A 15582-nucleotide genomic window follows, 5' to 3' on the forward strand; every position below is an offset into this window, starting at 1 on the left:
ACACCGTCAGGACAGCGCACGGTCCGGTCAATCGATGCGGCAACAGAGTTGAGGTATCACCGCGAATACGCAAAAGGTATATATGCAGACAAAAATATTGCAAGTATGACATATCCGGTTTGGCGGTTCGGACCCGGGGTAACACCCCCGAAACCCCTTGTACGTAAGGGAATCCGGCCTCCGGGTAAAATCTCCCGCCGGTGCCGTCACGGCGCCGCGAAAGTGCCCTGCCTGCGCACCGTGTGCCAGCGCAGCCGCACCCCGAGCAGCGCGGTCGCCACCGACTGGAACACCACCAGATACATCAGCTGCCGGTACACCAGCTGCTGCAGCGGCAGCACCCACAGCGCCGACACCCGCTCCCGGTCCAGCCGCAGCGCGTACCAGCCCGCCGCCGCCTGCACCACCACGAACCCGGCCCACACCGCCACCGCCGGCAGCGGGTCGCCGACCGCCGTGTGGTAGACGGCCATCAGGTCCACCACCGGCGCCAGCAGCGGCAGCAGCACGTGGAACAGCGCCAGGTAACCCAGGCAGCGGCGGCCGAACGGACCCGGCTCGGCCAGCGCGCGGCGGTGCTTCCACATCGCCTGCATCGTGCCGTAGCACCAGCGGTAGCGCTGCCGCCACAGCTGCCCCAGGGTCGCGGGCGCCTCCGTCCACGCCAGCGCCCGCTCCTCGTACACCACCCGCCAGCCCGCCCGGCACAGCGCCATCGTCAGGTCGGTGTCCTCGGCCAGCGTGTCGGTGCTCACCCCGCCGAGCCCGACCAGCGCGCCGCGCCGGAACGCGCCGATCGCCCCCGGCACCGTCGGCATGCAGTCGAGCAGCTCGAACGCGCGCCGGTCCAGGTTGAAGCCGATCACGTACTCGACGTGCTGCCAGCGGCCGATGAGCCCGCGCCGGTTGCCGACCTTGGTGTTGCCGCTCACCGCGCCCACGCGGGGGTCGGCGAGCCGGCGCACGAGATGCCCGATCGTGTCCGGCTCGAACACCGTGTCACCGTCGACCATGACGAGGAACTCGTGGCGCGCGTGCCGGATGCCGGTGTTCAGTGCGGCGGCCTTGCCGGCGTTGTCCTGCCTGATCACCCGTACTCCCGGCAGCCGCGGCCCGGCGGCGGCCTCGGCGGTGCGGTCCGTGGAACCGTCGTCCACCACCAGCACCTCCACCGGCCCGGGGTACGCGGTCGCGACGAGCGAGCGCACGGTCGCGGCGATCCCCGCCTCTTCGTTGTACGCGGGCACGATCACGCTCACCCCCGGCGGCCGTTCCCAGGTCAGGGCCGGTCCCGGACCCCGGGAGCGCCGGGCGTGCACCCGGGCCAGCACCACCAGGAGCAGCAGCCGGGCCAGCGTCAGCACGCCGGTGGCGAACAGCACCCACCACAGCGCGTCCGTGAACGCGTTCGCCGCGCGCTGCGCCAGGCCGAGCGCGGCGCCGGCGATCCGCTCCGGCTGCGCGGCCGGCCGGTGCGCCGACGGCATGCCGAGCGCGGAGGTCAGCGTCTCGGCGCGGTAGCCGGCCCGGTCCAGCCGGTCGAGCAGGCGGCAGACGGCCTCGACTGTCTGGGCGCGGTCGCCGCCGGAGTCGTGCATCATCACCACCGCCCCGCGCCCGCCCCGCGGGAACGCGGCCCTGGCGATGCCGGCCGCGCCCGGCCTGCTCCAGTCCTCGGTGTCGAGGTCGGCCAGCGCGATCAGGTAGCCCTCGCGGCCGAGCATCGCCAGGGTGTCCCACTGCTCGCCGGTGATGGCGTCAGGGGTCGAGGAGTACGGAGGGCGGGCCAGCATCGTGTGCAGCCCCGTCGCCCCGGCCAGCGCCTTCTGGGTGAGGTTCAGCTCCAGCTCGGCCCGCCAGGCGGGGACGGCGGACAGGTCGGGATGGGTGTAGGTGTGGTTGCCGATCTCGTGTCCCTCGGCGACGATCCGGCGGGTCAGCTCCGGATGGGCGGCGATCTTCGAGCCGACCGTGAAGAACGTCGCCTTCGCCCCGTGCTTCTTCAGCGCGTCCAGCACGAGCGGCGTCCACTCGGGGTCGGGCCCGTCGTCGAACGTCAGCGCCACCGTGCGGGCCTTCGGGCGGGCGCCGGCCGGCTTGTCCCCGGTCAGGTCGAGCACCGGGCCGCTGCGGCGCACCGGCTCCAGCCACGACGCCGGGTCCCCGCCGCCTCGCTGGGGCCCGGTCTCGCCGACCACGTTCTTGACGAACCCGTCGAGCGTCAGCGCGCACCCCGCCAGCGCCACCCCGGCCAGCAACATCAGCCAGTGCCCCGAAGGCTCCACACCCCGCCCGGCCACCCGCCTCCTGCCCCGCCGCCGCCCACCCCGACGGACGTCACGCCCGTACGCCGGACCGGGCACCCGATCCGCCGCCTGCCCGATCGTCCTGCCGAGACCCGGGTCGTGTGCCTGCCCCCATCCGGGCGCGGGCGCGCTGTCCGGTTGTGGGACGGGGCGTCTGCGGCGGGGGGTCATGAGGGGGTTCCGGGGGTGGTGGGGTTCCGGGTCTGGGAGGGCTCGTCGCTGGAGTCCGGGGAGGGGGTCGCGGCGGGCTCCGGTTGCTGGGTGGGGGTGGTCTCGCCGGGGGGTGTGGTGTCGCGGGCCGTCTCGGGTTCCACGGCCACGCCCGTGTCCGGGGGCTCGGACGTACGGGACGGCCGCGCGGACGGTGAGGCGGGGCGGGCGGACGGGCTCTTGGCTCGCGTACGGGAGGGCGCGGCGGTGGTGCGCCGGCCGGAGGCGCGCGTGGGCGCTGACCGGGTCGGCGCCCGCCGGGACCTGGACCGGGAGAGGGACGGCTCCGGCTCGGCCTGCTCGCTGCCGGGAGCGGCGTCGTCGGAGGGCGTGCCGCCGGGCGGCGGGCTCGCGTGCCGGCTCGGCCAGCCGCCGGCCGGCAGCGGCGTGTCCGCGAGCACCGCGCCCACGAGCGTCACCGTCGCCGCCAGGGTGAGCGTGCTGACCAGGACCGCGCCCATCGTGAACCACCTCCTCCGCCGGCCGCTGTGGTCGACGAAGACCGCGCCGCTGGGCGGCGAGGGTTGCTCTCGGGCGGGGGTGAGGGGCGACATGGCCTGCTTCTGGGAAACCGGGGGGTGGGGACAGCTGATCATGTATAGACGATCATGCTGACGTCAAGTTGATGCTCGAACACAAGTTCGTAAAAATCAATCTATGTATAACCGTTGACCGACGCCGTCGTGGGCGACCGCGTGCGCGGCCTGTACGCCGACCCCGGCAAGATCCACCAGGTCGACCACACGGGCGAGCACTTCGCGCTGCGGACGTCGTTTTTGACAGGATGAGATCATGACGATCCTGCCGCTGAGCCCCGACGAGCTGCTCACCACCACCCGCAGCGTCCGCAAGCGCCTCGACCTGCGCCGGCCCGTGCCGGCGGAGCTCGTACGCGAATGCCTGGAGATCGCCCTGCAGGCGCCGAGCGGCGGCAACCGCCAGGGCTGGCACTGGATCGTGGTGACCGATCCCGGCCTGCGCGCCCGGATCGGCGACTACTACGGGCGTTCCGTACGCGCCTACCACGCGTCGGGGTCGTCCGCCGGGAAGCTGTTCCAGGACGACCCGGACCGGGCGGCGACGCAGCGGCGCATCTCCGACAGCTCCGCCTACCTGGGCGAGCACATGGGGGAGGTGCCGGTGCTGGTCATCCCGTGCATCGAGGTGCCCGGCGGCGGGTTCCCCGAGGGAAACCAGGCGGGGCTGTGGGGGTCGCTGCTCCCCGCCGCGTGGAGCTACATGCTCGCGGCGCGGGCGCGCGGCCTCGGCACCGCCTGGACCACCCTGCACCTGGCGTACGAGAGCGAGATCGCCGAGCTGCTCGGCCTGCCGGCGGAGGTCCGGCAGGGCGCCCTCATCCCGACCGCCTACTACACCGGCGACACCTTCAAGTCCGCCCCCCGGGTCCCACTCGACCAGGTGCTCCATCTGGACGGCTGGTCGCGTCCCGGGCCGTCCTGATCCCGCGCTCCGCGGCCGGTTCTATGGCAAAGTAATCGGAAATACATAGATTGGCCAAGGAGAGGGTGGATCCACATGAGCGCCTCCGGTACGGGGCCTAGTCTCGGGCGCATGCCGATCGATGAGAACGCCGCCGCAGCCTGGCTTCCCGACCCCGCCCGCTCGGTGGTCGCGGTCGTCCCGCCGGGCGCCGGCGACGGCCACTGGGCGGGTGCGCCCTGCGCGGTGGTCGCCGACGGGTTCGTCTACCTCGCCTACCGGCTGCGCAGGCCGGTCGGGGAAGGGCGCGGCCACGCCGTCGTAGTGGCGCGCTCCGCAGGCGGCGAGCGGTTCGAGACCCTGCTGACGATCACCAGGGACGAGATGGACGCCGAGTCCCTGGAGCGCCCGTGGCTGACGACGACGGAGGACGGGCGCTGGCGGCTCTACCTGAGCTGTGCCACCTACGGGAGCAAGCACTGGCGGGTGGAGGTGCTGGAGGCCGCGGCCCCGGCGGCCTTCGACCCCCGGCTGCGCGCCACGGTGCTGCCCGGCGACCCGAAGACCGGGGTCAAGGACCCGGTGATCGTCCGCCGGGGCGGCACGTGGCACCTGTGGGCCTCCTGCCACCCGCTGACCGGGCCGGGGGAGGAGGACCGGATGGTCACCGACTACGCCACCAGTGCCGACGGCCTGGCCTGGACCTGGCACGGCACCGCGCTGACCGGCCGTCCCGGCTGCTGGGACGCGCGCGGCGTCCGGGTGAGCGCGGTGCGTTTCACCGATGACGGCGTGCTCGCCTTCTACGACGGGAGGGCGAGCGCGGCGGAGAACTACGAGGAGCGCACCGGCGTCGCGGCCGGGACGGACCCGGCGGCGCTCACCCCGCTCGGGTCCGAGCCGTTCGCCGCCTCGCCGTACGCGGGCGGCGGGCTCCGCTACCTGGACGTGGTCGACCTGCCGGACGGCGGCGTCCGCCTCTACTACGAGTACACCCGCTCCGACGGGGCGCACGAGCTGCGCACCGAGCTGCGGCGCTGACCGGCGTGGCACCGGCCCATGATCAGCCGATCACCGGGCGGCCGTTGCGGGCCTGGCGCTGGCCGTCCGGCCGCACGCCGACCTGCCCGCCCGAACGCTCCCTGGGCCGCACCCAGTCGCCGAAGTCCTCGCCGGTGACGCGCTGCAGCAGCTCGATGTCGTCGGCGAAGCGCGGGATGAGCTGCTGCCGCTGCTCCCAGGTCAGCGGGCGGCGGGCGGCGGACCGCCGTTGCAGCAGGTGCTCCACCGGCTCCGTCAGCGCCCGCGCCAGCCCGTAGGGGAGCGCGCGGCCGGTGCGGGCCAGCGCCCGCAGGGCCGCGGAGAGCAGCAGGTGCCTGCCGCCCGCGTCCGGGTGCGCGGTCACGTTCTCCCTCGGCGCCTCGGTCAGCAGGCCCTGCTCCACGCCGAGGAAGGCGCAGATGCGGTCCAGCGTGTGCGCCGGCCGGTCGACCAGGTCGCGGTAGCGGAAGACCAGCACCTGCTCGCGCGGGAACAGGGTGAACAGATGGGCGAGCTGCTCGCCGTACCTGCCCAGCCGGACGTAGTGCCAGAAGTGTGCCCAGCCGTCCGCGACGCGCCGCTCCTCGGCGGCGCACGCGCGCACCACGTCGCCGATCGGCTCCAGCCCCGCCGACCACAGGTGGGTCCAGTTGGAGTGCGGCCGCTCCACCGGGTCGCGCAGGATCGCGATGAGCCGCGCGTGCGGGATCGCCGCGTGGATGCGGCGCTGCGCGTCCAGGTCGTAGAGGTAGAAGGGGGTCGCCTCGCCGCGCGCCGCGCCCGGCGGCGCGGCGGCGAACAGCGCCTCGTAGTCGGCTCTGCGCCACACGTGCTCCCGGTAGGTCTGCTGGTCGCCGGGCCCGCCGCGGTCCGGCGGCGGGCCGTCCGTGAGGAAGAACTTGGGTTCCTTCACGGGCGGCAGGTAGAGCCCGGGGTGCTCGCGGAGCGCGGCGTGCAGGGCGGTGGTCCCGGCCTTCGGAGCGCCGATCACCAGGAAGTCCGGCAGGGGCATCGTCATCGTCCTTCCGTCGGTAACCTTATTTTCCTACCAAAAGTATGGGATAATCTAGCCGTGAGCCTGGATGAGATGCGCCCGCAGAGAACCAGGGCCGACTCCCCGCTGACCGCCGCCATCTCGGCGGGCCGGTGGATCCGTTCCGCCGCCGTGGACGACGACCACGGCAGGCACTGGCTGGCCAACCCCGACGCGCGCGGCAGATCGGCCGTCACCCCGGAGCCGTCCTCCCTCTATTCGGGAGCGGCCGGCATCGTGCTGTTCTTCCTGGAGCTGGCCGCCGCCACCGGGCACGAGGCGTACCTGGAGGACGCCCGGGCCGGCGCCCGCAGGCTCGCCGCCACCTGGCGCGAGCAGCGCGACCCCACCCTGTACCACGGGCTGACCGGCACCATGGTCGCGCTCATGGAGGCCGGGTGGGCGCTCGGTGACGACCTGTTCGAGGTGGAGGCGGCGGCCATCGCCGACGAACTCGTCCGCAGAGGGCGCGAAGGCGGCGACGGCGTCGGCTGGTCCCGCGAGCCGGCCCAGCGCGGCGACGGCGGCATCGTCCTCGGCCTGCTGCGCGCCGCCGCCCACTTCGGCGCGCCCGCGTACGAGGAGGCGGCCGTCGAGGCCGGGCTGCGCATCGCCGCGCTGCCCGTGCCGGGCCACCGCTTCGGCGACTGCGCCGACCTGCCGCTGGACGCGGTCACGCCGGGCTTCCTGGCCGGCACCGCGGGCACCGCCTTCCTGCTCGCCCGCCTGTACGGGGTGACGGGGGAGGAGGTCTTCCTCCGGGCCGCGCGCCGGGGCGCCGGCTTCGTCCGCGAGCTCAGCGTCGTGACCGGTCAGTGCGCGGTCGTCCCGCACCACGTGCCGCAGGCCAGGCAGCTGCACTACCTCGGCTTCTGCTCGGGGTCGGCCGGCGTGGCGCGGATGTTCTACGAGCTGCACCGGGTGGACGGCGACCCGGGCGACCTGGAGTGGGTGGAGCGGCTCGCGAACGGCGTGGTACGGAGCGGAGTGCCGCGCCGCCGCACCGACGGGTACTGGAACGTGGCCTGCCAGTGCTGCGGCACGGCGGGCCTGGTCGAGCTCTTCGTCGGCCTGTGGGCGGCGACCGGGCGGCGCGCGCACCTGACCTTCGCCCGCTCGCTGGCCGACGACCTGATCAGCCGGGCCACCGACCACGACGGGCGGGGCTACCGCTGGTATCAGGCCTACCGGCGGCTGCGGCCCGCCGAGGTGACGGCCGACACCGGTTACCTGGTCGGCGGGGCCGGCATCGGGGCCGCGCTGCTCCATCTGGACGCCGTCGAGCACGCGCGGCGCGTCATCCTCCTCCCCGACAACCCGTTCCCCGCCATCCCGGTGCCGCCCGCGGCCCTATAGCTTCTATTCCATGTATTTCAGATAGGAATAACTCATGCCAGAGCACGACTACCCCGGCGACGTCCACTGGTACGACCTGCCGGACGACGAAGTGGAGCTCGACGAGGCCCCCGCGCCCCGGAGCCGGCTGAGTCGCCTCATCCCCTGGAGGGCCGCATGAGCCTCGTCGTCCTGGTCGGCAACCCCCGGGAGGGCTCCCGTACGCGCGGCGTGGCCGTCGAGGCCGCGCTGGCGGTCGGCGAGCGGGTCGAGCTGCCGGCGCCGCACGACGTCATCGACCTGGCGGCCCTCGGTCCACACCTGCTGTCGCCGATCCCGTCGGCCGACGTGGAGGTGGCGCTGGAACTGGTCACGGAGGCGAGCGTGCTGGTGGTGGCCAGTCCCACCTACAAGGGCACCTACACCGGCCTGCTCAAGGCGTTCCTGGACCGGCTCCCGCCCCGGGCCCTGGCCGGCACGGTCGCGCTGCCGCTGCTGGTCATGGGGGATCCGGCCCACTCGCTGGCGGTGGAGGTCCACCTGCGGCCGCTGCTGGTGGAGCTGGGCGCCACCGTGCCGACCCCCGGCCTGGCCGTGCTGGAGTCCCGGCTGCCCGATCTTCCGGAGATCCTCGCGGGCTGGGCGGAGCGGGTCGCCCCCCAAGCCAGTATCCAGTCCAAGAAAGTAGGGATTTAGGGCTTGACCGAGCCCCGTCCCTGCTTCAGGATTAACCCTACAAGTTAAGTAGGATTTATCGGAAAGGGTCGATCGTGCGAGCACTCCTCCTGCTCGGGCTGGTCGGTTTCGCCGCCCAGCTCGTCGACGGAAGCCTGGGCATGGCCTATGGCGTCACCTCCACCACACTGCTTCTGGCGATCGGCACCAACCCCGCCGCGGCCTCGGCGACCGTGCACCTGGCCGAGATCGGCACCACGCTGGCCTCGGGCATCTCCCATTGGCGCTTCGGCAACATCGACTGGAAGGTCGTCGGCAAGATCGGCGTACCGGGCGCGATCGGCGCGTTCGCCGGCGCGACGTTCCTGTCCAGCCTCTCGACCGAGGTGGCGGCCCCGGTCATGTCGCTCATCCTGCTGACCCTGGGCGTCTACATCCTGGTCCGCTTCACCGCCTACGGGCTGCCTCGGGGCAACCTGGGCAAGCCGCTGCGCAAGCGGTTCCTGGCCCCGCTCGGACTGGTCGCCGGGTTCGTGGACTCGACCGGTGGCGGCGGCTGGGGCCCGGTGGGCACCCCCGCCATCCTGGCCAGCGGCCGGCTGGCGCCGCGCAAGGTGATCGGGTCGATCGACGCCTCGGAGTTCCTGGTGGCGATCGCGGCCAGCGTGGGCTTCCTCGTCGGCATCGGCTCGGAGAACATCGACTTCGCCTGGGTGGCCGTGCTGCTGGCCGGCGGCGTGATCGCCGCGCCGATCGCCGCGTGGCTGGTCCGCCACATCCCGCCGCGCATCCTCGGCTCGGCGGTGGGCGGCCTCATCATCCTGACCAACGTGCGCACGCTGCTGCGCAGCGACTGGATCGACGCCTCCGGCGGCGTGCAGACCGTCGCCTACCTGGCCATCGCCATCCTCTGGGCCGGCGCGATCACCTACTCGGTGCGCGAGTACCGCAAGGACAAGGCCAACGAGTCGGTCGACGCGTACGAGGCCGAGCTCCGCAAGGAGGAGCCCACCGCCTCCGCCTGACCCACCGGACCGCCCGCAGGGCCCGGCCCCCGCCTCCGGGAGCCGGGCCCTTTCCGACCAGCACGGGAATCCATGAGAATCTCCGCACGCACCCAGTACGCCCTCGCCGCCATGATCGCCCTCGCGGAGGCCGGCGGCCCGGTGCACGCCGAGCGGGTCGCCGACTCGCAGGAGATCCCCCGCAGGTTCTGCGACAACATCCTGCTCCAGCTGCGCCGCGCCGGCCTGCTGCACAGCCAGCGCGGGCCCGACGGCGGCTACTGGCTCGCCCGGCCCGCCGCCGAGATCTCCCTGGCCGACGTCATCCGCGTGACCGAGGGGGTCGAGCAGGCCACCCGGCAGTTCCCCCGGGCGGCCGCGCCCCTGGACGCGATCTGGGCCCGCCTGCGCGACCACGAGAACTCCCTGCTCAGCGAGGTCACCCTCGCGGACGTCATGTCCCGGTCCGCGCCTTCCTAGAGCATCCACGCCCACTTACCCGGGGGCACCCCCATGGTTATTTCATGCTTTTCCAGTAGGTTATACTTGATTTTATCCCGTTTCGTTCCCTCGAAGGGCGATTTCCCCATGTCACGATCCAGACTGCGATCCACAGCCGTGGCCGGCGCCGCCATGCTCGCCGTCGTGGGGCTGCTCGGCGCCTGTGGCGGTGCGGGCCCCGCCGGGGCGGCCAGGGCGGCGGGCGAGCCGGTCTACGGCGGCACCCTCACCTACCTGGAGCACCAGCCGCCGACCTGCCTCTACCTGCCGGCCGCGGGCTTCTATCCCAACGGCGGCATCCTCAACCAGATCACCGACAAGCTCACCTGGCAGAACCCGGAAACCCTGGAGATCGAGCCGTGGATCGCCACCAGGTGGGAGGTCAGCGAGGACGCCACCTCCTACACCTTCCACCTGCGCGACGGCGTGACGTTCAGCGACGGCACCCCGCTCGACGCGGAGGCCGTCGCGGCCAACTTCGACGTGTACGGCCTCGGCGACGAGAAGCTGAAGCTCCCGGTGGCCGAGTTCGTCAACAACTACGAACGCAGCGAGGTCGTCGACCGGCTGACCGTGCGGTTCCACTTCGCCAAGCCCTCGCCCGGCTTCCTGCAGGGCACCTCCGTCATCGGCGCGGGCCTGGTCTCCAAGAAGACCATCTCGCTGCCGTACGAGGAGCAGTGCCAGCTCAAGAACATCGCCGGCTCCGGCCCCTTCACCGTCAAGCACCAGGTCGTCGACAAGGAGGTGCACCTGGCCGCCCGCGAGGACTACGACTGGGCGCCGCCCTCCTCCGAGCACCAGGGCCGGGCGTACCTGGACGAGATCAAGATAATCGTGACGCCGGAGGACAACGTACGCGTCGGCGCCCTCACCTCCGGGCAGGCCGACTTCGTGCGATACGTCCAGGCGTACGACGAGGAGACCGTCAAGAGCGCCGGCTTCACCATCTACGCCGAGCCCACCAGAGGCGTCAACAACGGCCTCTACCTGCGGCCGGGCAACAGCATCCTGAAGGACCCCGACGTCCGCCAGGCCCTGCTGGCGGGCACCGACGCCCGCGAGGTCGTCGACACCCTGTTCACGCCGAGCTACCCGGTCGCCACCTCGGTGCTCAGCCAACTCGCCCAGGGCTACGTGGACCTGTCGCCGCGGCTCGCCCACGACCCGGACAAGGCCAACGCGCTGCTCGACAAGGCCGGCTGGGCCCGCGGCGCCGACGGCGTCCGCGAGAAGGACGGCAGGAAGCTGCGGCTCGGGGTGTTCGTCGCCGGCCCGCAGCCGCTGTCGAAGCAGACGCTGGAGCTGATCGGCCAGCAGTGGGCCGAGCTCGGGGTCAAGCTGGAGATCCGCCCCGCCGACGCCGGCACCCAGGCCGTCGACATCAAGGACGCCGAGAAGACGCCCCTGCAGCACTCCATGGTGGGCCGCGCCGACCAGGACGTCATCAAGAGCCACTTCCACAGCGAGAACCGCGACGCCATCCTGTCCGACGACGAGAAGCTCGACCGGCTGCTGGCCGAGCAGTCCGCCGAGCCCGACGTCGCCGCGCGCAACGCCAAGGTCGGCGAGATCCAGCGTTACGTGATCGACCAGGCCTACGCCATCCCCCTGTTCGAGGAGCCGCAGGTCTACGGCGGCGCCCCGCACGTGCACGGGATCGCCTTCGAGGCCGTGGCCAGGCCCTGGTTCTACGCGACCTGGAAAAGCTAGATGACCAGATACGTCCTGTTCAGGGCAGGTCAGGCGGTCCTCGTGCTGTGGGCGGCCTTCACCGCCGCGTACGTCCTGCTGCGGCTGCTGCCCGGCGACTCCATCCTGATCAAGTTCCAGAACCCCGAACTGGGGCTGTCGCCGCAGCAGATCGCGGAGATCCGCGCCCACTACGACGGCGGCGCCTCCGCCCTGGCGACCTATCTCGACACCCTGTCCGGCTTCCTGCGCGGCAGCCTCGGCTACTCGATCGACACCGGCACGCCGGTGACCGAGCGGCTGGCCGAGGCGCTGCCGGAAACGGCCAAACTCGCCTCGGCCGGATTCGGGCTGGCGGTGCTCATCGCGGTCGCCATCGCCTTCGGGGCCGCCTCCAGCAGGTCCTCGTGGATCAGGGGCGCGCTGCTGTCGGTGCCGTCGCTGTTCGTGTCCGTGCCGGTGTTCTGGCTGGGCATCCTGCTCATCCAGGTGTTCTCGTTCCGGCTGGGCCTGGTGCCCGTCATCGGCGGCAGCGCGGCCCAGCAGCTCATCCTGCCGGTGCTGACCCTCGCGGTGCCCATCTCGGCGCCGATCGCCCAGGTGCTCGCCCGCGCCGTCGACCAGGTCAGGGCCCAGCCGTTCGTGCCCGTGGTGGCGGCCAAGGGCGCCTCGCGGCAGTGGATCCTGTGGCGGCACGTCGCACGCAACGCGACGCTGCCCGCCCTCACCATGGCGGGGCTCGTCTTCGGCGAGCTCATCGCCGGCTCCGTCGTCACCGAGACGGTGTTCGGCCGCAACGGCATCGGCCGGCTCACCGAGCAGGCCGTCAACGCGCAGGACACGCCGGTGATGCTCGCCGTCGTGGTGCTCGCCGCCGTCGTGTTCGTGCTCGTCAACCTGGTCGTCGACCTGCTCTACCCGGTGCTCGACCCGCGGCTGAAGGCGGCGCCGTGAACCGCGTCGGCCTCGGGCTCGCCGCCGCCTGGCTCGTGATCGCCGTCGCGCTGCTCTGGGCCGTCGTCCCGGGGCTGTTCACCGGCTACGACCCGATCGCGGGCGTGCCGGCCGAGAAGCTGCGGCCGCCGGGCGGACCGCACCTGTTCGGCACCGACCCGGTGGGCCGTGACCTGCTCGCCCGCGTGGTGCACGGCTCGGCGCACTCGCTGTCGGGAGCGTTCACCGCCGTCGCCGTCGGCCTCCTGCTCGGCACCCTGCTCGGGGTGCTGGCCGGCTCGGCCGGCGGGCTGGCCGACGACGCCATCATGCGGCTGGTCGACGTCCTGCTGTCGGTGCCGGGCCTGCTCCTGGCGCTCACGGTGATCATCCTGCTCGGTCCCGGCACGGTCAACGTGGCCATCGCGGTCGGCGTCGGATCGGTCGCGGCCTTCGCCCGCCTCACCCGGTCCGAGGTGGTACGGGTGCGCCGAACCGACTATGTGGAGGCCGCGTTCGGCAGCGGTGGACGCTACCCGGCCGTGCTCTGGCGGCACGTGCTGCCCAACTCGCTCGGGCCGGTCGTCGCCCTGGCCGCGCTGCAGTTCGGCCTGGCCATCCTCGCCATCTCCACGCTCGGCTTCCTCGGCTACGGCGCCGAGCCGCCCACCCCCGAATGGGGGCTGCTCATCGCGGAAGGACGCAACTACCTGGCGACGTCGTGGTGGCTGACCACGCTGCCGGGCGCCGTCGTGGTCGCCGTCGTGCTCGCGGCCGGCCGAATCAGCCGCTCGATCGGAAAGGACACCCCATGAGCCTGCTCGACGTACGCGATCTCGCCGTCTCCTACGACGGGCGGCGCGCGGTGGAGGGCATCTCGTTCACCGTCGATCCGGGCGAGGTCGTGGCCCTCGTCGGCGAGTCGGGCTCCGGCAAGTCGACCACCGCGCACGCCGTCATCGGCCTGCTGCCCGGCAACGCCACCGTCGACCGGGGGCGGATCCTGCTCGGCGACGCCGACCTGGCGACCTGGTCCGCGCGGCGGATGGAGGCGCTGCGCGGCGCCCAGATCGGCCTGGTGCCGCAGGACCCGGCCAACTCGCTGAACCCCGTCAAGACCATCGGCGCCCAGGTCGGCGAGGTCATGCGCATCCACGGACGGGGAGACCGGCGGGAGATCCGGCGGCAGGTCGTCGAGCTGCTCAACCGCGTCGGCCTGCCCGACCCCGAGACGCGGGCCCGCCAGTACCCGCACGAGCTGTCCGGCGGCATGCGCCAGCGGGTGCTCATCGCCATCGCGATCGCCCTGCGGCCCCGGCTCGTCATCGCCGACGAGCCGACCAGCGCGCTGGACGCCACCGTGCAGCGGCGCATCCTGGACCTCGTCGACGACCTGCGCGCCGAGTTCGGCACGGCCGTGCTGCTGGTGACGCACGACCTCGGCGTGGCCGCCTCCCGCTCCGACCGGCTCGTCGTGATGAGGGCCGGCCGCGTCGAGGAGCAGGGCCCCACGGCCGCCGTCCTCGCCGCCCCCGAGGCCGCGTACACGGCGAAGCTCCTGCGGGACGCGCCCGCCCTGTCCGTACGCGAGTACCGCGAGGCGGAGCCGGCCCCGCGCGAGCCCGCGATCGTGCTCCACGACCTGGTCAAGGAGTTCCGGCTCGGCCGGCGGCCGTTCCGCGCCGTGGACCGGGTCTCCTTCGAGGTGCCGCGCGGCACCACCCACGCGCTGGTGGGGGAGTCCGGCTCCGGCAAGACCACCACGGCGCGCATGGTGGTGCGCTTCACCGAGCCCACCTCCGGCACCGTGACGATCCCCGGAGCCGGCGAGGGCCGCCGGTTCCGCCGCCACGTGCAGCTCGTCCACCAGAACCCGTACGGCTCGCTCGACCCGCGCCAGTCCGTGGCCGAGATCGTCGCCGAGCCGCTGCGCAACTTCCGGCTCGGCGACCGCGCGGCCCGCGCTGCCCGGGTCGCCGAGTTGCTGGACCGGGTGGCGCTGCCGCGCGACCTGGCCGGGCGCCGGCCCAGGGAACTGTCGGGCGGCCAGCGCCAGCGGGTCGCCATCGCCCGCGCGCTGGCCGTCGAACCCGGCGTGCTCGTCCTCGACGAGGCCGTCTCCGCCCTCGACGTCACCGTGCAGGCCCAGATCCTCGACCTGCTCGAACAGCTCCAGCGGGACCTGGGGCTGACCTACCTGTTCATCTCGCACGACCTCGCCGTCGTGCGGCAGATCTCGCACACCGTCTCCGTCATGAGCGAAGGACGAATCGTGGAATCAGGCACCACCCGGCAGGTCTTCACCGAGCCCGGCGACCCCTACACCCGTGAGCTGCTCGCCGCGATCCCGGAGCCGGTGCGATGAGGCTCGGATTCTTCACCCGGCTGCTCGACGACGTGCCGCCGGGTGAGCGCTACCGGCTCGCCGCCGAGCAGATCCGGCACGCCGAGGCCGCCGGCTTCGACACCGCCTGGGTCGCCCAGCACCACTTCGACGGCGACGAGGGCGGCCTGCCCGCGCCCCTGGTCTTCCTCGGCCACGTGGCCGCCACTACTAGCCGCATCCGGCTCGGCACCGGCATCATCACGCTGCCGCTCGAACACCCGGTGCGGGTGGCCGAGGACACCGCCGTGCTCGACCAGCTGACCGGCGGCCGGCTCGAGGTCGGGGTGGGCAGCGGCGGCACGCCCGCGTCGTTCACCCCGTTCGGCCACGACAGCGCCGACCGGGCCGCCCTCTACGCCGAGCACCTCGCCGTGCTCATCGCCGCCTGGTCGGGCGCGGACCTGGGCGGCGGCAACCGGCTCTACCCGCCGGCGTCGCGACTGCCCGGCGCGGTCTGGGAGGCGACGTTCTCCGCCGCCGGCGGCGCCCGCGCGGGCCGGGCCGGGCACGGGCTCATGCTGTCGCGCACCCAGCCCAGGCCCGCCGACCGGCCGCAGGCGACCCTCGCGGAGATCCAGCGGCCCATCGTGGACGCCTACCACGACAACCTGCCGCCCGGCGCCGTCCCGCGGATCATGGCGTCACGGACCGCGTTCGTGGCCGACAGCAGGGCCGAGGCGCTGCGCTGGGCCGAACGCGGGCTCGGCCGCGGCAGGCTGCCCTTCGAGCTGCCGGACGGCGGCCTCGACACCCGGATCGCCGCCTTCGACGTGCACGTCGGCACCCCGCAGGACGTCATCGAAAGCCTGCGGGCCGACCCGACCCTCGACCGGGCGACCGACCTGGTCCTCCAGGTCCACTCGGTCGACCCGCCGCACCCTCTCATCCTCCGCTCCATCGAGCTCCTCGCGACCGAGGTCGCCCCGGCGCTCGGCTGGACCCCCGCCCAGGAAGCGAGCCGCACATGACCGCCGAACCACCCTTGAGCCCGCAGCCGCAGGTGAACACCGGGCCAAGCTTGAGCTT

15 protein-coding genes are annotated in these 15582 nt (G+C 73.0%); 12 read left to right on the forward strand and 3 right to left on the reverse strand.

Features of this window, described 5'->3' with window-relative positions:
- Positions 1–206 precede the first annotated feature (206 nt).
- Positions 207–2300: a bifunctional polysaccharide deacetylase/glycosyltransferase family 2 protein gene (locus AB0K05_RS20335; protein WP_345483123.1), complete on the reverse strand. Its 2094-nt coding sequence runs from the start codon at positions 2298–2300 to the stop codon at positions 207–209.
- Positions 2301–2473: 173 nt separating this feature from the next.
- Complete coding sequence (locus AB0K05_RS20340; RefSeq protein ID WP_345483122.1) at positions 2474–3070, reverse strand: hypothetical protein; 597 nt, start codon at positions 3068–3070, stop codon at positions 2474–2476.
- Between the two features lie 238 nt (positions 3071–3308).
- Between AB0K05_RS20340 and AB0K05_RS20345 the strand changes: the two genes are divergently transcribed.
- Together AB0K05_RS20345 and AB0K05_RS20350 are read left to right on the forward strand one after the other, a co-directional pair.
- Entirely contained in the window at positions 3309–3977 is a 669-nt protein-coding gene (locus AB0K05_RS20345) for a nitroreductase family protein (RefSeq protein WP_271278878.1), read from the forward strand.
- A 111-nt stretch (positions 3978–4088) separates the two neighbouring features.
- Positions 4089–4997, forward strand: a complete 909-nt coding sequence (locus tag AB0K05_RS20350) for a hypothetical protein (RefSeq protein ID WP_271278877.1) — start codon at positions 4089–4091, stop codon at positions 4995–4997.
- Positions 4998–5019: 22 nt separating this feature from the next.
- Here AB0K05_RS20350 and AB0K05_RS20355 read toward each other — a convergent pair whose 3' ends face one another.
- Positions 5020–6015 carry a sulfotransferase gene (locus AB0K05_RS20355; protein WP_364230794.1) on the reverse strand — a complete coding sequence of 332 codons (996 nt, stop codon included), beginning with the start codon at positions 6013–6015 and terminating at the stop codon, positions 5020–5022.
- Between the two features lie 54 nt (positions 6016–6069).
- Here AB0K05_RS20355 and AB0K05_RS20360 point away from each other — a divergent pair, with 54 nt between their 5' ends.
- The 10 genes from AB0K05_RS20360 to AB0K05_RS20405 all read left to right on the forward strand — a co-directional run bounded on the left by AB0K05_RS20360 (position 6070) and on the right by AB0K05_RS20405 (position 15524).
- Positions 6070–7386 (forward strand): lanthionine synthetase LanC family protein, encoded by a 1317-nt coding sequence (locus AB0K05_RS20360; RefSeq protein ID WP_271278876.1) that lies wholly within the window; start codon positions 6070–6072, stop codon positions 7384–7386.
- Positions 7387–7420: 34 nt separating this feature from the next.
- Positions 7421–7546 carry a hypothetical protein gene (locus AB0K05_RS20365; protein ID WP_271278875.1) on the forward strand — a complete coding sequence of 42 codons (126 nt, stop codon included), beginning with the start codon at positions 7421–7423 and terminating at the stop codon, positions 7544–7546.
- A complete protein-coding gene (locus tag AB0K05_RS20370; RefSeq protein ID WP_271278874.1) occupies positions 7543–8061 on the forward strand; it encodes an NAD(P)H-dependent oxidoreductase in 519 nt (172 codons plus the stop codon). Before AB0K05_RS20365 ends, AB0K05_RS20370 begins: the two co-directional genes overlap by 4 nt.
- A 74-nt stretch (positions 8062–8135) precedes the next feature.
- Positions 8136–9065 (forward strand): sulfite exporter TauE/SafE family protein, encoded by a 930-nt coding sequence (locus tag AB0K05_RS20375; protein WP_148031489.1) that lies wholly within the window; start codon positions 8136–8138, stop codon positions 9063–9065.
- Positions 9066–9137: 72 nt separating this feature from the next.
- Positions 9138–9524 (forward strand): Rrf2 family transcriptional regulator, encoded by a 387-nt coding sequence (locus AB0K05_RS20380; protein ID WP_271278873.1) that lies wholly within the window; start codon positions 9138–9140, stop codon positions 9522–9524.
- Between the two features lie 108 nt (positions 9525–9632).
- Positions 9633–11258: a TIGR04028 family ABC transporter substrate-binding protein gene (locus AB0K05_RS20385; RefSeq protein ID WP_271278872.1), complete on the forward strand. Its 1626-nt coding sequence runs from the start codon at positions 9633–9635 to the stop codon at positions 11256–11258.
- Positions 11259–12191, forward strand: a complete 933-nt coding sequence (locus AB0K05_RS20390; RefSeq protein ID WP_364230800.1) for an ABC transporter permease — start codon at positions 11259–11261, stop codon at positions 12189–12191.
- On the forward strand, positions 12188–12985 hold the full coding sequence (locus AB0K05_RS20395; RefSeq protein WP_364230802.1) for an ABC transporter permease: 798 nt from the start codon (positions 12188–12190) through the stop codon (positions 12983–12985). The genes AB0K05_RS20390 and AB0K05_RS20395 overlap by 4 nt, the downstream gene beginning before the upstream one ends.
- Positions 12982–14535: an ABC transporter ATP-binding protein gene (locus tag AB0K05_RS20400; protein WP_364230806.1), complete on the forward strand. Its 1554-nt coding sequence runs from the start codon at positions 12982–12984 to the stop codon at positions 14533–14535. Before AB0K05_RS20395 ends, AB0K05_RS20400 begins: the two co-directional genes overlap by 4 nt.
- Complete coding sequence (locus tag AB0K05_RS20405; protein ID WP_271278868.1) at positions 14532–15524, forward strand: putative FMN-dependent luciferase-like monooxygenase; 993 nt, start codon at positions 14532–14534, stop codon at positions 15522–15524. The genes AB0K05_RS20400 and AB0K05_RS20405 overlap by 4 nt, the downstream gene beginning before the upstream one ends.
- Positions 15525–15582: the final 58 nt, after the last annotated feature.

This window comes from Nonomuraea sp. NPDC049486, from assembly GCF_040676925.1.
In the GTDB taxonomy this organism is placed as follows: Bacteria; Actinomycetota; Actinomycetes; order Streptosporangiales; family Streptosporangiaceae; genus Nonomuraea; species Nonomuraea ferruginea.

Bases quoted from the DNA above. Each gene is read 5' to 3' on its own strand.
- AB0K05_RS20365 (WP_271278875.1), top strand. From the start codon at position 7,421: ATGCCAGAGCACGACTACCCCGGCGACGTCCACTGGTACGACCTGCCG.
- AB0K05_RS20400 (WP_364230806.1), top strand. From the start codon at position 12,982: ATGAGCCTGCTCGACGTACGCGATCTCGCCGTCTCCTACGACGGGCGG.
- AB0K05_RS20390 (WP_364230800.1), top strand. From the start codon at position 11,259: ATGACCAGATACGTCCTGTTCAGGGCAGGTCAGGCGGTCCTCGTGCTG.
- AB0K05_RS20370 (WP_271278874.1), top strand. From the start codon at position 7,543: ATGAGCCTCGTCGTCCTGGTCGGCAACCCCCGGGAGGGCTCCCGTACG.
- AB0K05_RS20340 (WP_345483122.1), bottom strand. From the start codon at position 3,070: ATGTCGCCCCTCACCCCCGCCCGAGAGCAACCCTCGCCGCCCAGCGGC.
- AB0K05_RS20405 (WP_271278868.1), top strand. From the start codon at position 14,532: ATGAGGCTCGGATTCTTCACCCGGCTGCTCGACGACGTGCCGCCGGGT.
- AB0K05_RS20380 (WP_271278873.1), top strand. From the start codon at position 9,138: ATGAGAATCTCCGCACGCACCCAGTACGCCCTCGCCGCCATGATCGCC.
- AB0K05_RS20385 (WP_271278872.1), top strand. From the start codon at position 9,633: ATGTCACGATCCAGACTGCGATCCACAGCCGTGGCCGGCGCCGCCATG.
- AB0K05_RS20345 (WP_271278878.1), top strand. From the start codon at position 3,309: ATGACGATCCTGCCGCTGAGCCCCGACGAGCTGCTCACCACCACCCGC.
- AB0K05_RS20350 (WP_271278877.1), top strand. From the start codon at position 4,089: ATGCCGATCGATGAGAACGCCGCCGCAGCCTGGCTTCCCGACCCCGCC.
- AB0K05_RS20355 (WP_364230794.1), bottom strand. From the start codon at position 6,015: ATGACGATGCCCCTGCCGGACTTCCTGGTGATCGGCGCTCCGAAGGCC.